Raw genomic sequence first — 13,408 nt, 5'->3', positions numbered from 1 at the left:
GCCACGGGTGGCCACACGGTGGCCGCACGGTGGCCGCGCGGCTGGTCAGCGGCGCAGGTAGCGCAGGAACAGGTTGCCGTCCTCCTCGAGGACCTGACTGAGCGTCATCGTCAGTGGGGCCTGCCAGCGCCGGCCGCGGACCATCCGCAGATGGTCGGGGCCGGCGAGCAGCGGGGCAATGGTCACGCACAGCTCGTCGAGCAGGCCGGCGTCCGCGAGGTCGGCGTGCAGGGACGGCCCGCCCTCGCACAGGACGCGGCCCAGCCCTCGCTCGCCCAGGGCACGCAGGGCCACAGCGGGATCCACTCTGCGTTCACCGCAGACCAGGACGTCGGCGACCTCCGCGAGCGCCTTGCGCCGGGCGGGGGGCGCGGCCTCGCAGGTCAGCACCAGCGGGCGCACCGGCACAGCGAACAGCCGGGCGGACGGGTCCAGCCGCAGGGCCGCGGAGACGACGGCGACCGGCGGGACCGCGTCCTGCCCGGCCGCGACCCGCCGCTCGCGCCGGTCGGGCGGGACGATGACCGGCCCGTAGTCCTCGGCAACCACGGTGCCGGCACCGACGAGGACGACGTCGGCGAGCCAGCGCAGCAGCCGGAAGACCCGGCGGTCGGCGCTCCCGCCCAGGGCGCCGGACCGGCCGTCGACCTCGGTGGCCCCGTCGACCGACGAGACGAAGTTCGACCGGACGTGCACCTGCCCGGCGGCGAGCGGCGGCAGCCGGTAGCAGGCGTCCAGGTCGACGGCGCCCACGGCGCCGCTGCTGGTACCGGCACCGGTCGTAACGCCGGCACCGTCCGTGACATCGGCGCTGCCCGCCGAGTGGGTACTGGCCGCGACATCGGCATTGCCGGACAACAGGTGGCGCACTCCGGCAACTCTATTCTCACCGGGGCGCACCGGGCCGCTGCGCCTTCCAGGGCTGCGCCGTGCGGTGCCGTTGTTGTGCTGTGCCGTTGTCGTGTCGTGTCGTGCTGTGCCGTTGCCGTGTCTTCCCGGGTTGTCCGGGCCCGCGCCGTCCATTGTGCCTTCTGAAAAGCAACCGGACCGGACGCGGGAGACCGGAAGTCACAGCGTCCGGGGCGAAAAAGATGTGAGCTCGCTCGCGTGACACTTCTTGGGACAACATCAGCCCGATGGTTTTTCGTAAGGTGTGGAAATGCCGGAACGTCTGGTCGACCGCCATCCTCAGGTACCCCCGGACGATCTGGTCGCGGCCCTGCTGCCACCGCCGCGGTTCAACGACGTCCGTTTCGACACCTATCGGCCGGATCCCGCCGAGCCGAGCCAGGCCGCCGCCGTCGTGGCACTCGGCCAGTTCGCCAGCCGGGTCGCCGGCGGCAGCCGGGCGGGGGAGCCCGCCGGCGGGCGCGGCCTGCTGCGCTTCGGCCGCCGTAACAGCGGTGGGCGCAGCACCCGCCACGGCGGGCCGGTGGCCGCCGGTGCCGGCGCGGGCCCCACCCGTCCCGGGGTCTATCTCGACGGCGGCTTCGGGGTCGGCAAGACCCACCTGCTCGCCTCGCTGTGGCACGCCGCGCCGGGGCCCAAGGCGTACGGGACGTTTGTCGAGATCACCTCCCTGGTCGGCGCGCTCGGGTTCGCCCGGACAGTGGACGCGCTCGCCGGCCTGCGGCTGCTGGCCATCGACGAGTTCGAGCTGGACGACCCCGGCGACACCGTCCTCGTCTCCACGCTGCTGACCAGGCTGGTGGAGTCGGGTGTCCGGCTGGCGGCGACGAGCAACACCCAGCCGGAGGACCTCGGGGCCGGCCGGTTCGGCGCCGACGACTTCCTGCGCGAGATCCAGGGGCTGTCCGCGCAGTTCCACGTCCTGCGGGTCGAGGGTGAGGACTTCCGCCACCGCGGCCTGCCCAAGCCCCCGGTGCCCCTGGACGACCAGGAGGTCAGCCGTCGCGCCGCGGCCATCCCGACCGCCAGCGAGGATGACTTCGCCACCCTGTGCGCGCACCTGGGCGAGCTGCACCCGTCCCGCTACGGCGCGCTGGTCGACGATGTCGGCCTGGTCTGCCTGCACGGGGTGGCCCAGGTGGTCGACCAGGCGGTGGCGCTGCGGCTGGTCGTCCTCGCCGACCGGCTCTACGACCGGTCGCTGCCCGTCGCGGCGTCCGGCCTGCCCTTCGACGAGCTGTTCTCCCCGGAGATGTTCGCCGGCCCGCACCGCAAGAAGTTCCAGCGCGCGGTGTCGCGGCTGTCCGCGCTCGCCCGTGACGGCGGGTCCGACGAGATGGTCGTCTGGGAGGGCTCGGCGAGCACCGGCGGCTGACCGTCCGCCCAGCCCCCAGCCCCCAGCCGCCCGGGTGGGCGCCGCGACGGTTGTCCCGTCGCCCGGGTGGCGGGACACTTGTCGCCACACGGGCCGAGCGCGCCGGGCCGACCGAGCACCCCGGTGGACATATCGCCGGCGGATGCCGATGGATGCCGACGGATGTCGGTGGGCATCGGGGGACGCCGCCGCACCCGGCAGCCGGGTGGTGGTCGCGGCCGGGTCCGCGTCGTCGCCGGCCCGTCGCGTCGGAGGCGGCCCGGAGGGGATGGGGACGGATGACGGACTACATCGTTCTGCTGGTCGTCGTGCTGGTGCTGTCCGTCTGCATCCTCGGGCTGCTGTATCTCGTGCTGTCCGGCGCCGAGGAGCAGGACCGGCGGCTCTGACGGGAGCCGGCACGCACGCGGGCCGGCACGCACGCGGGCCGGCGCGCACACGCGGGCCGGCGCGCACACGCGGGCCGGCGCACATCGGGACGTGTCTGCACATATTCACGCGCACACATACAAGTTCGCATGTATTTGTGCGTATCAGCGTCTTCTTGTGCATGTCAACGTGGGTTCATGCGTATTCGTGCTTATTCGCGCGGATTCACGCGTATCGGCGGATGATCCGTGCGGACCGGGCAGGGGCGCACACGGCCCGCGTGGGCCCCTGTGCCGCGGGCCGCGCGTCCCCGCATGGATTCATGCCGCTCGCGGGGCGGTTTTCCCGGCCCGCGGGAAACGCGGCCCGGGGAAAACCTGTCCCGCCGGCCCGGGCCGGCGGGACGAATTCCGGCGCGTTCAGAGCAGCCGGGCGATCACGACTGACTCGGCGTCCAGTTCGATGCGTCCCGGCATGAAGGTGAAACCGGTGGCGGAGGCGGCCGGGATGTCGAAGGGCACACCCTCGACCGGCACCGGCTGGCGCCGGTCGGACAGGTTGCACACGACGGCGACCTGCCCGCGGCGCAGCACGAACCACCGGGCGTCCTCGTCGAAGGTGCAGTGCACCTTCGGCAGGGCGGGGTCGGTGAGGCCGGGCAGGGTCCTGCGCAGCGCGGTCAGCCGCCGGTGCCACTGCAGCAGCCCGGCGTGCCGGGGGACGCTCAGCTGCGACCAGTCGAGCCTGGAGCGGGCGAACGTCGCCTCGTCCTGGGGGTCGGGGATCTCGTCGGGCCCCCAGCCGTGCGCGGCGAACTCGCCGCGGCGGCCCTTGCGGACGGCGTCGGCCAGGCCCGGCGCGTCGTGGTCGCTGAAGAACTGCCAGGGCGTGGTCGCGCCCCACTCCTCGCCCATGAACAGCATCGGCGTGAACGGGGAGGTCAGCAGCAGCGCGGCCCCGACCTTGAGCAGGCCGGGGCTCAGCGTCGCGCTCGCCCGGTCGCCGACCGCCCGGTTGCCGACCTGGTCGTGGTCCTGGAGGAACGTGATGAACCGGTGGGCGGGCAGGTGGCCCGGCACCGGGCGGCCGTGGGAGCGCCCCCGGAACGTCGAGTACGTTCCGTCGTGGACGAACGCGTGCTCCATCGCCTTGGCGAGGGTGGCGAGGCTGCCGAAGTCGCTGTAGTACCCCTGGCGCTCGCCGGACAGCGCCGCCCACAGGGCGTGGTGGACGTCGTCGCACCACTGCGCGTCCAGGCCGTACCCGCCGGCTTCGCGGGCGGTGACCACCCGGGGGTCGTTCAGGTCGGACTCGGCGATGACGAACAGCGGCCGGCGCTGCTGGGCGGCGAGGCTGTGCACCGCCGTGGTGATCTCCTCCAGCAGGTGGACGGCCCGGTTGTCGGCGAAGGCGTGCACCGCGTCCAGCCGCAGGCCGTCGCAGTGGTAGTGCCGCAGCCAGCCGAGCGCGTTGTCGACGATGAACGCCCGGACCTCGTCCGAGCCGGGCGCGTCGAGGTTGACCGCGGGCCCCCAGGGCGTGACGTGGGAGTCGGTGAAGTAGGGGCCGAACCGGGCCAGGTAGTTGCCGTCCGGCCCGAGGTGGTTGTAGACCACGTCCATGATCACGCCGATGCCCCGGCTGTGGGCCGCGTCCACGAAGCGCTTGAGCCCGTCCGGGCCGCCGTAGGGCTCGTGGACGGCGTAGAGGTCCACGCCGTCGTACCCCCAGCCGTGCCGGCCGGCGAAGGCGTTGACGGGCAGCAGCTCGACCGCGTCGACCCCGAGCGCCACGAGGTGGTCGAGCCGTCCGATGGCTGCGTCGAAGGTGCCTTCCGGGGTGAACGTGCCGATGTGCAGCTCGTAGAGGACGCTGCCGGCGAGCGTGATGCCCCGCCAGGCACTGTCGGACCAGGGGAACAGCGAGTGGTCGACCAGGCGGGAGCGGCCGTGGACGCCGTGCGGCTGCCAGGCCGAGCGCGGGTCGGGCAGCTCGTCGACGTCGCCGTCGACGAGGAAGGCGTAGTCGGTGCCGTGCCCGGCCGCGGGCACGTTGACCCACCACCAGCCGCCCTCGTCGGTCATCATCTCGTGGATGGTTTCGCGACCGTCCGTGCTGGTGGCTACACCTACCGTCTTGGCATCTGGCACCCACACGCGGAAAGTGCTCATCGGTACTGTCTACCCGTTGTCGATTGCATGAGCATCTGTGATCTCGATTTCACGGCGCCGTTACAGGTGTGGTGTCGCGTATCTACCTGACGTTCCGGTTGACGTTGCGTCGAGCGGCCCTCCGCTGATCGTGCGATCGTGTGATCGCCCCGGTTTCGTCCTGCCCCATGTCTCAGGGCAGCATGGATCGGGTCCGTCCCGCCGGGGTTTCGGCTGGTTCCGGGACGGATCACGACCCGGTTGTCGCGGCTGTGTTCAAGTATTGCGGATACGCTGTGATCGTGCACATAGCGCCAGCAGATGGTGCCGCCGCGTGGGGCGTGCCGGCGGAACTCGTCGTGGTGCGGCACGGGCAGAGCATCGGCAACGCAGCCCTCGCCGCGGCCGAGGCCGCCGGTGCGTTCGACACCGGTGTCACCGAGCGGAATCCCGACGTCCCGCTGTCGCCGCTCGGCCGGGAGCAGGCCGGCGACCTCGGCCGCTGGTTCGCCTCGCTGCCGCCGGAACGTCTCCCGCAGGTCGTGCTGTCCTCGCCGTACGCCCGCGCGCACGACACCGCCCGTGCCGTGCGCGACGAGCTGGCCCGCGCCGGCCACCCGCTCCCCCCGCCGCGCCTCGACGAGCGGCTGCGAGACCGTGAGACGGGCGTGCTGAACGGGCTGACCTCGGCCGCCAGGCAGGCCCGGTTTCCCGACGAGGTGCGGCGGCGGGCCCATCTCGGGGAGCTCTACTACCGGCCGCCGGGCGGTGAGTCCCTCACCGACGTGGCGCTGCGGCTGCGCAGCTTCCTGCGGGACGCCTGCCGGGAGCAGGCCGGCCGCCGGGTGCTCGTCGCCGCGCACGACGCCGTCGTGATCATGTTCCGGTTCGTTCTCGAGGGCCTGACCGAGGCCGAGCTGGTGGCGCTGAGCGGTTCGGTCGCCAACGCGTCCGTCACCCGCTGGGTGGCGGACGCCGGACGGCTGCGCCTGGCCGAGTACAACCTGACCGGCCATCTCCGGAGCGGCCGGATACCCGAAGAGCACCCGCGCGGCGGCCGTCCCGCCAGCGAGCATCCCCCCAGCGGCCGTCCCCCCAGCGGCCGTCCCGCCAGCGGCCGTCCCGGCGCCGGTACCGGCTGACGGCGCGGGGCTGCCCGTCCCACGGCGGCATCGGAGACCCGCACGTGTCCCCGCGAACAGCGGCACGCGTCGGGAGAAGATCGGCGCGAGTTTGTCACTGTGTACGCTGACGCGGCCAAAAGCGCGCACGACAACAAACTCGCGCCGAGCATGTCCTGCGCGGGTGGTTGCGGACAGGATGCGTGCCGCCTGGCCGGCGTTCAGCTGGCGGGCTCGGTTTCCAGAACGGCGTCTTCCAGGGCGGTGTCCAGTTCCGCGTGGACGAGGTCCTCGTAGGTCTCGCGGCGCCGGATCAGCCGGACGTCCCCGCCGTCGACCAGCACCTCCGCGGGGCGGGGCAGGCTGTTGTAGTGGCTGGCCATCGTCATGCCGTAGGCGCCGGCGGTGAAGACGGCCAGCACGTCCCCGGGCCGCAGCGGCGGCAGCAGCCGGTCCTTCGCGAGGTAGTCGCTGGACTCGCACACCGGGCCCGCGACGTCGTAGCGTGTCAGGCCCGGCTGGTCGTGCTCGCCGGTACGGCTCACTGGGGACAGGCCGCCCTGCGGCCGGGCCGGCCACAGGAAGTGGAACGTGTCGTAGAAGGCGGTCCGGATCAGGTGGCTCATCCCGGTGTCGGTGATCACGACGTTCCGTGAGCCGGAGGTCTTCAGGTAGCGCACGCCGGCCAGCAGCACGCCGGCGTTGGCCGCGATCGAGCGGCCGGGCTCCATGACGACCGTGCCGCCGGCGGCCACGAAGGAGCGCAGCTTCGGCGCGATCACGGCGGCGAAGTCCGGCCATCCCGGGACGCCGGCTCCCTCGTAGTCCGCGGGGAAACCGCCGCCGATGTTGATCGTCGGGACGGGGGCGCCGTCGGCGGTCAGCTTCTCCGCCAGGGTCAGCACCTTGTCCAGGGCGTCGCCGTAGGCCCGCGGGTCGAAGATCGGGGAGCCGATGTGGAAGTGCAGGCCCGCCGGCCGCAGCCAGCGGTCCTCCACGGCCAGCCGGTACACCTCGTGCACCTGGTCGAGGTCGATCCCGAACTTGCCGCCGCGGCGCCCGGTCGTGGTCTTGGCCGGGGTGCGGGAGCCGGCCGCGACGTCCGGGTTGACCCGCACGGCCGCCCCCACCGGCAGCTGGCAGTCGGCCGCCGCCCGGGCGAGGGCGCGCATCTCACCCTCGGACTCCACGTTGACGCAGCGGATGCCGGAGCGCACCGCGTACCGCAGCTCCTCGTCGGACTTGCCCACGCCGGCGAAGACGATCCGCGGCGCGGGCACCCCGGCCAGCAGCGCCCGGTACAGCTCGCCGCCGCTGACGACGTCCACACCGGCGCCCGCCGCGGCGAGGCCGCGCAGCAGGTGGATGTTGCTCAGCGCCTTGGCCGAGAAGCAGATCAGCGGCTTGAGCTCGGCGAACGCGTCCGCCACCTGCCGCAGGTGGGTGACGAGGGTGCCGTGCGAGTACACGTAGACCGGCGTGCCGAAACGGGCCGCGATCTCCTCCATGGCGACGTCCTCCACGTACAGCACGCCGTCCCGGTACGCGAAACGATCCAATGCCTTCTCCCGGATGATGAGTCACGCACCATGGCGATCGTCGCGAGCTGGGGTGGTGCCTGCCGCAGCACCCCGGACGGCCGGGATCCCGCGGGCAGGTGGCGGCCTGAACCTCCGGTTCACGGCCGCGCCGACAGGCACGCTCCAGCGTGCGGCTCGCCGTCGACAAGCCGGTGCGCTTGTCGTCGACGGGCCGGTGGAGGTGCCCGGGCGAGGCGGATCAGACCCACCGTCCGACGTACCCGCGACCCGGGGCGCAGGTTCAGCGCCGACCCGCCCAGAATACTGAAGCCGCCCCGGTTTGACCGCACCCCGGGCCTTTGACCGCCGCGTGCGGGCCGGCTCAGGCGCACGGCCGGCCTGTGCCGCCTCGCCGGTCCCGGCCGGCCTGTGCCGCCTGCCGCCTGTGATCCGGGCTATGAGGCGGTCCGGGCTATGAGGCCCGGCCGGCTTCGGTGGCGGTCGGGACCTCGACGAGCAGGCCGCTCTTGACGTCGTAGATGTAGCCGTAGATCGGGATACGCCCGGGGACGAGCGGGTGGCTGCGGACCCGGCGGACGTCCTCGGTCACGCTGGTGGCCTGGTCGGAGATCGTCAGCCAGTCGATGTAGTCGCCCTCACGGGCGCCCGGGCCGGTGCCGACGTCGTGGAAGCCCTGGTCGCCGAGGGCGGCGGTCTCCAGGCTGTTGGCGAGCAGGCCGCGGATCACCTCGTCGGTGAAGAACTCCATCCCGCAGTCGCTGTGGTGGATGACGAACCACTCCTTGGTGCCCAGCAGCTTGTACGAGATCACCAGCGAGCGGATCGCGTCGTCGCTGGCGCGCCCGCCGGCGTTGCGGATCACGTGGGCGTCGCCCTCGCTGAGCCCGGCGTACCTGGCCGGGTCCAGCCGGGCGTCCATGCAGGTGAGAATGGCGAAGCCCCGCGCCGGCGGCAGGGCCAGCTCGCTCTTGTCACCGAACGAGGCGGCGTACTCGGCGTTGGCCGCGATGACTTCAGGCAGAACAGACATCTGCAACGCTCCTTTGACGTGGTGACTGATCTGTTGACGTGTCTGTTGACGTGGTGACCGGTCTGTCAGCGTTACGCGGCCGGAATCCCTGTCCGGAATCCCGGTACGGCTGGAACTACGCGGTACGGCGGCTCCTCGGGAAACACGTCGGCCTCGTCGACGCAGCCGAACGTCCAGTTCGTGTCACGCGCCAGGCCGTACCGGTCGCCGCGGGAGAGCCTGGGCATCGGGAGATCTCCTTTGCCGCCGGAATACTCACGTTTGTCTACGCAGTCAGTAGACAAGGTGGACAATGAACTGTCAAGGACTCCTAAGAACTGCTCGCGGCGTGTGCCGGCCGAAGCCCGTCGGCATCATCAAGAGTGAATCTTGCGGAAACCGCTGGCCGGACAGCTCCGTGTCATTCCGGTTCGGACGGGTATGCCCGGGAAAGCCGGCCCGCCGGACGCCCGCACCGCGGGGTCGGACGCGCCGTGCCGGGCCGCGGGCTGTCCGTGCCGTCGGCCTGCCCTGTCAGGCTGCGGGGGGTGGCGTGCGGGCCGGCCGCGGCGGCCGCGGCGCGCTGGAATCCCCGCCGCGTCCACCGGGGCCGGGTGTGCGGCCGGGGCCGTCGTTGTCCGGGAGGAGGTCGTAGCCGTCGTCGTGCGGGAGGAGCAGGTGAGCCTCTCCGTCACGGATGAGGATCTTCGGACGCACCGGGCGGAGGTCCCGGGTGCGCGCTGCCGCCAGGACGGCCGCGACGGATGCGTGCTCGGCCAGTTCCCGCAGCGTGTGCGCGGTGGGCGGCAGCATCGCCAGCCGTCCCGCCAGGTGTTCGGCGAGGGCCGTGGCCGGTGACAGCCACAGCAGCCGGTCGGACTCGCCGGGTATCGGGCGGGTCCGCTGCTCGACCGGCATGGCGGCGATGAAGAAGCGGGTGTCGTACCGGCGGGGCTCCACCTCGGGAGTCACCCAGCGTGCCCACGGGCGCAGCAGGTCGACGCGCAGGCCCAGGCCCCGGCGGGCCAGCAGGGCGGCCATGCTGAGCTGCCTCTTCTCCAGCGCGAGACGGTCGGTCTCCCAGCTGGGATCGGTGACGTCGGCGACGCTGTCCGTGCCGGGCCCGGCGAGCAGCACGCCGCTCTCCTCGAACGTCTCCCGCACGGCGGCGCACACCAGGGCGCGGGCCAGCGCCGGCTCGGCGTCGAGGGCCGCGCCGACGTCCGTTCCCGTGTCCGTTCCGACGTCCGTTCCCGTGTCCGTTCCGATGGCTGTCGCGGAGTCTGTCGCGGAGCCCGTCTCGGCGGTGCCGAACCACCGCGGCTGGGCGGCGACGTCGGCCGGGTCCACCGTCCCGCCGGGGAAGACGTGCATGCCGGCGGCGAAGGCCATCGTCGACACCCGGCGCAGCAGGCAGACCTGGATGCCCGTCCCGTTCTCGGCGTCCCGGAGCAGCGCGACGGTGGCGGCGTCGCGGGTCGCGACCGCTTGGCCGTGACCGGCCTGGAAGGCGGCCGCCCGCCGGGCGAGGTCCGGCGGCACCGGCCGCCGTGGCGCGCTCAGCGGATCCCGGCGCTCCCCACCCGTCAGATCGGCCATTCGTCACATGTTAGGCCGCGCCCGGACGAGCGGCATCCCCCTCCTCGGACGGTTTCGCCGGGCTCGGTCAGGTTCCCAGGGCGGTGAACCGGACGGGCTCGCGCAGGACGGTGGCGGCGGCGGGGAGGTCGGCGAGGCGGGTGGCGAGGGTGGCTTCGGCCAGGCGCGGGGGGAGGGCGGCGCTGAACTTCAGGCCGGCCAGGGCCTCGCCGGTGACGTGGGGGAGGCAGAGGCGGGACTGCAGGCCCGCGGTCGCGGCCTGCCAGCTGGCCGGGGTCAGGTCGGTGCGCAGGCGCAGGTAGGAGGCGGCCGGGGTCTGGAGGGGGTCGGCGAGGTCGCCGAGGCTCGCGGTGAGGGTGCGGTTGGCGCCTTCGCCGGCCCAGGTCCACCAACGGACGTCGGTCAGGTCCTCCGTCCGGACGATCATTGTGCCGCCCGGGTGGACGACGTTGAGGTGGTTCCCGCGGACGGCCGCGAGCCGCTGCGCCGCCCGGCGGGTGAGGGGGACCGGCGGGCCGGCGCCGAGCAGGACATCCCGCATCGCTCTGGTCAGCTCGAAGGACGTGGCGCCGTCGGCAGGGGCCAGCCAGCGGGCCCGGCCGCCGCTCTCGGCGGGCTCGACGAAACAGCGGCGGCGCTTCCAGTCGATGTGGGTGACCCGCCAGCTGCGGCCGGCGAGCAGCAGCAGCCGCGGGCCCTCGACGGGGCCGGTGAGCAGGACCGGGTCGGTGCGGCCTATCTCGTCGCGGCCGTGCAGGACGGTGAACTCGGGTGCCGCGGTGAAGACCGCGGTCAGCTCGGAGAAGTGCCGGTGGCCGAAGCGGCGCTCCGCCTCGGGGCCGACGAACAGCATGCCGCCGTCGGAGTCCAGGTAGCCCATGCGGACGAGGTGGCGCACGACCGGCTCCGCCGAGCGGTCGAAGGGCGCGAGGCCGTTCCACTCGTCCACCCAGGCCCGGTCGCCGACCCGGTTCTCCTGAAGGCAGTATGCGAGCAGCTGCTGGGCGACGATGTGCCGTGGCTCCGGCGGTGCGACGACCGGCTCGACCCAGCCGCGGCCCCACAGCAGCAACAGCCCGGCGGCATGCACGAGCGCACTCTCGTTCAGGGCGAGGAACAGGCAGTTGCGAGTCGTACCCGCCCGGCGGCCGGTGCGGCCGAGACGCTGCAGGAACGACGCGACGGTTCCCGGGGCGTTGATCTGGATGACCCGGTCGAGGTCGCCGACGTCGATGCCCAGCTCCAGGGTGCTGGTGGCGACGATCACGCAGTCCCGGGCCTGGGCGAAGGCCTCCTCGGACCGGCGCCGCTCATCGACGGACAGCGACGCGTGCGAGAGGAACGTCGTCACCCCGAGGGAACGCAGCGCCTGCCCGAGCTCCTCGACGATCTTCTTCGAGTCGCAGAACACGAGCCGCTTCTCACCCCGGTGCAGGGCGGCCAGCACCTTTGCCGCGTTCGGCACCGAGGCGACGTAGTCCAGCTCGATCTCACCCGCCGGCGGTGCGGACGGCGTGGGCGGTGCGGACGGCGTGGGCGGCCCGGGTGCCGGCGGCGCGCCGCCGGCCGAGCCCGTCTCGACATTGGCTGGCAACGCGTCGGCAGCGGCCGCCGGCACGGTACCGGTCACGGCCTCCACGCCCCCGGCAGCGGGGGCCGTCGCCGGGGAAGACCGCCGGGAAAGCGCGGCCGGCAGGCCCGGCGCGACGACCTGGGCCGGGCGCCGGCCCGCACCCGAGCCCTGTAGCCAGCGCAGCAGCTCGGCCGGGTTCCCGACGGTCGCCGACAGGCCGATGACCTGCAACCCCCCGATCGACACCGCGTTGTTCGACACCGCGTTCCGCGGAACACAGGGATCGCCGTGCGCGGCGGCCCGTTCGGCGGTTCGTTCCCCTGCCTGTTCGGCGGCGATGATCCGGCGTAGCCGCTCCAGGACGGCGAGGAGGTGCCAGCCACGGTCGTCGCCGGCGAACGCGTGGACCTCGTCGACGATCACGGTGCGGACGCCGGCGAAGAAGCTGCGATGGTCGGTGCGGACGCTGACGAGCATCGCCTCCAGCGACTCGGGCGTGGTGAGCAGGACGTCGGGCCGTTCGCGGCGGATCCGGTTGCGCCGGCTGTCGGTCACGTCGCCGTGCCAGACGGCGGCCTGGCGCCCGAGCCAGCCGGTGTAGGTCTCCAGCCGGGGCGCCAGGTTGTTCAGCAGCGCCTTCAACGGGCACAGGTACAGCACCGACGTCCCCTGCCAGTTCTCGGCCGCCATCTGCGACAGGACCGGGAACGTCGCCGCCTCGGTCTTCCCGCCGGCGGTCGGCGCGAGCAGCAGCGCGTCCGAACCGGCGAGCAGCGGCGCGGCCGCCTCTTCCTGCAACGGCCGCAGCCCCGGCCACCGCAGGGTGTTCACGATGTGGTGCAGCACCACCGGGTGCAGCAGATCCGCCGCGTCGGCGGCGGACGCCTCCGGCTCGACGGTCACGCCGGACCCGGGCCCAGGTCCAGGTCCGCATCCGGGTCCAGGTCCGCGTCCGGGTCCGCGTCCGGGTCCAGGTCGATGTCGATGTCGTCGGCGCGGGCGGCGTTGCGTTCCAGGTCGGTCATTTCGGCCGTGCCGATGGTCAGCGGGTAGTCGCGCCTGGGGGCGAAGTCGTCGAACTGGTCGACCCGGTCGAGCACGTCCCCGACGAGCTTCTTCAGGAACAGCCTGGGCGTGACACCCACCTTCCCGCCGAGCCGCCCGGCGACCGCCCCGGCCAGCTCCTCGAGATAGGCGTCGTCGACGAGCTTCTCGATCCGGCCGGCCGCGTCGCCCGGCGCACCGGCCGCGTACAGGTCCCGGACCCGCCCGCCGAGCTCGACCAGCGACGCCTCGGTGAACCCGGCCAGCCGCAGCTGCACGGCCCTCGGGTTGTCGAACTTCGGGTCGGTGGTGAAGTCGGTCGCCAGCCGCTGCGCGAGCGGCGCGAGCCGCCCCACCCCCTGCGGGCCGTCATAGAAGGCCGGCGTTCCGGTGATGACGAGGAACAGGCCGGGGAAACGGCCGCTGTGGACCTCGTCGATGAGCTGGCGCAGCGCGTTCAGCGCCTTGTCCCGCGCGTCGGAGCGAACCCGCTGCAGGGTCTCGACCTCGTCGAGGACGAGGAGCAGACCGCGGAAGCCGCTGTCACGCAGCACCACCAGCAGCCCCTGCAGGAAGCCGAGCGCCCCGAAATGGTCCAGCTCGCCGCGCACCCCGGCGGCCCGGCGGGCGCTCGCCGCGACGTGCGGCTGCCCACCGAGCCAGGCGAGCACCGCCGCCGCGGACGCCTCGTCGCCGGTGGCCAGCGCCGCCCGGTAGC

Annotated in this window: 10 protein-coding genes; 2 read left to right on the top strand and 8 right to left on the bottom strand. The window is 73.1% G+C overall.

The window, feature by feature from the left end:
* Positions 1-45 precede the first annotated feature (45 nt).
* On the bottom strand, positions 46-870 hold the full coding sequence (locus NBW84_RS04935; protein WP_250282116.1) for a pyrimidine reductase family protein: 825 nt from the start codon (positions 868-870) through the stop codon (positions 46-48).
* Positions 871-1,159: 289 nt separating this feature from the next.
* On the opposite strand from NBW84_RS04935, the gene zapE reads away from it, so the two are divergent.
* Positions 1,160-2,284, top strand: a complete 1,125-nt coding sequence (gene zapE / locus NBW84_RS04930; RefSeq protein WP_250282114.1) for a cell division protein ZapE — start codon at positions 1,160-1,162, stop codon at positions 2,282-2,284.
* Positions 2,285-3,072: 788 nt separating this feature from the next.
* Here zapE and treZ read toward each other — a convergent pair.
* Positions 3,073-4,824 carry a malto-oligosyltrehalose trehalohydrolase gene (gene treZ, locus NBW84_RS04925; RefSeq protein ID WP_250282112.1) on the bottom strand — a complete coding sequence of 584 codons (1,752 nt, stop codon included), beginning with the start codon at positions 4,822-4,824 and terminating at the stop codon, positions 3,073-3,075.
* Positions 4,825-5,099: 275 nt separating this feature from the next.
* Between treZ and NBW84_RS04920 the strand changes: the two genes are divergently transcribed.
* Positions 5,100-5,945, top strand: coding sequence for a histidine phosphatase family protein (locus NBW84_RS04920; protein WP_250282110.1), 846 nt, complete (start codon positions 5,100-5,102; stop codon positions 5,943-5,945).
* Between the two features lie 200 nt (positions 5,946-6,145).
* Here the strand turns inward: NBW84_RS04920 and lysA are convergent, their stop codons facing one another.
* The 6 genes from lysA to brxD form a co-directional block, all read right to left on the bottom strand.
* Positions 6,146-7,483 carry a diaminopimelate decarboxylase gene (gene lysA / locus NBW84_RS04915; RefSeq protein WP_250282108.1) on the bottom strand — a complete coding sequence of 446 codons (1,338 nt, stop codon included), beginning with the start codon at positions 7,481-7,483 and terminating at the stop codon, positions 6,146-6,148.
* 433 nt (positions 7,484-7,916) lie between these two features.
* The gene (locus NBW84_RS04910; protein WP_250282105.1) at positions 7,917-8,495 is read right to left on the bottom strand and encodes a beta-class carbonic anhydrase; all 579 of its coding nucleotides are present in this window, start codon (positions 8,493-8,495) and stop codon (positions 7,917-7,919) included.
* A 71-nt stretch (positions 8,496-8,566) separates the two neighbouring features.
* Positions 8,567-8,722, bottom strand: coding sequence for a hypothetical protein (locus NBW84_RS04905; protein WP_250282103.1), 156 nt, complete (start codon positions 8,720-8,722; stop codon positions 8,567-8,569).
* Positions 8,723-9,008: 286 nt separating this feature from the next.
* Complete coding sequence (locus tag NBW84_RS04900) at positions 9,009-10,073, bottom strand: NUDIX hydrolase (protein WP_250282100.1); 1,065 nt, start codon at positions 10,071-10,073, stop codon at positions 9,009-9,011.
* A 67-nt stretch (positions 10,074-10,140) separates the two neighbouring features.
* Entirely contained in the window at positions 10,141-12,549 is a 2,409-nt protein-coding gene (locus NBW84_RS04895) for a DEAD/DEAH box helicase (protein WP_250282097.1), read from the bottom strand.
* The coding region (gene brxD / locus NBW84_RS04890; protein ID WP_250282095.1) for a BREX system ATP-binding protein BrxD at positions 12,546-13,408 on the bottom strand (863 nt) is incomplete at its 5' end. The genes brxD and NBW84_RS04895, both read right to left, overlap by 4 nt.

It is taken from the genome of Protofrankia sp. CiP1_Cm_nod2 (assembly GCF_920664355.1).
Lineage (GTDB): Bacteria > Actinomycetota > Actinomycetes > Frankiales > Frankiaceae > Protofrankia.
This window is presented reverse-complemented; position numbering and strand designations above follow the sequence as displayed.

Bases quoted from the DNA above. Each gene is read 5' to 3' on its own strand.
- zapE (WP_250282114.1), top strand. From the start codon at position 1,160: ATGCCGGAACGTCTGGTCGACCGCCATCCTCAGGTACCCCCGGACGAT.
- treZ (WP_250282112.1), bottom strand. From the start codon at position 4,824: ATGAGCACTTTCCGCGTGTGGGTGCCAGATGCCAAGACGGTAGGTGTA.
- NBW84_RS04905 (WP_250282103.1), bottom strand. From the start codon at position 8,722: ATGCCCAGGCTCTCCCGCGGCGACCGGTACGGCCTGGCGCGTGACACG.
- NBW84_RS04900 (WP_250282100.1), bottom strand. From the start codon at position 10,073: ATGGCCGATCTGACGGGTGGGGAGCGCCGGGATCCGCTGAGCGCGCCA.
- NBW84_RS04910 (WP_250282105.1), bottom strand. From the start codon at position 8,495: ATGTCTGTTCTGCCTGAAGTCATCGCGGCCAACGCCGAGTACGCCGCC.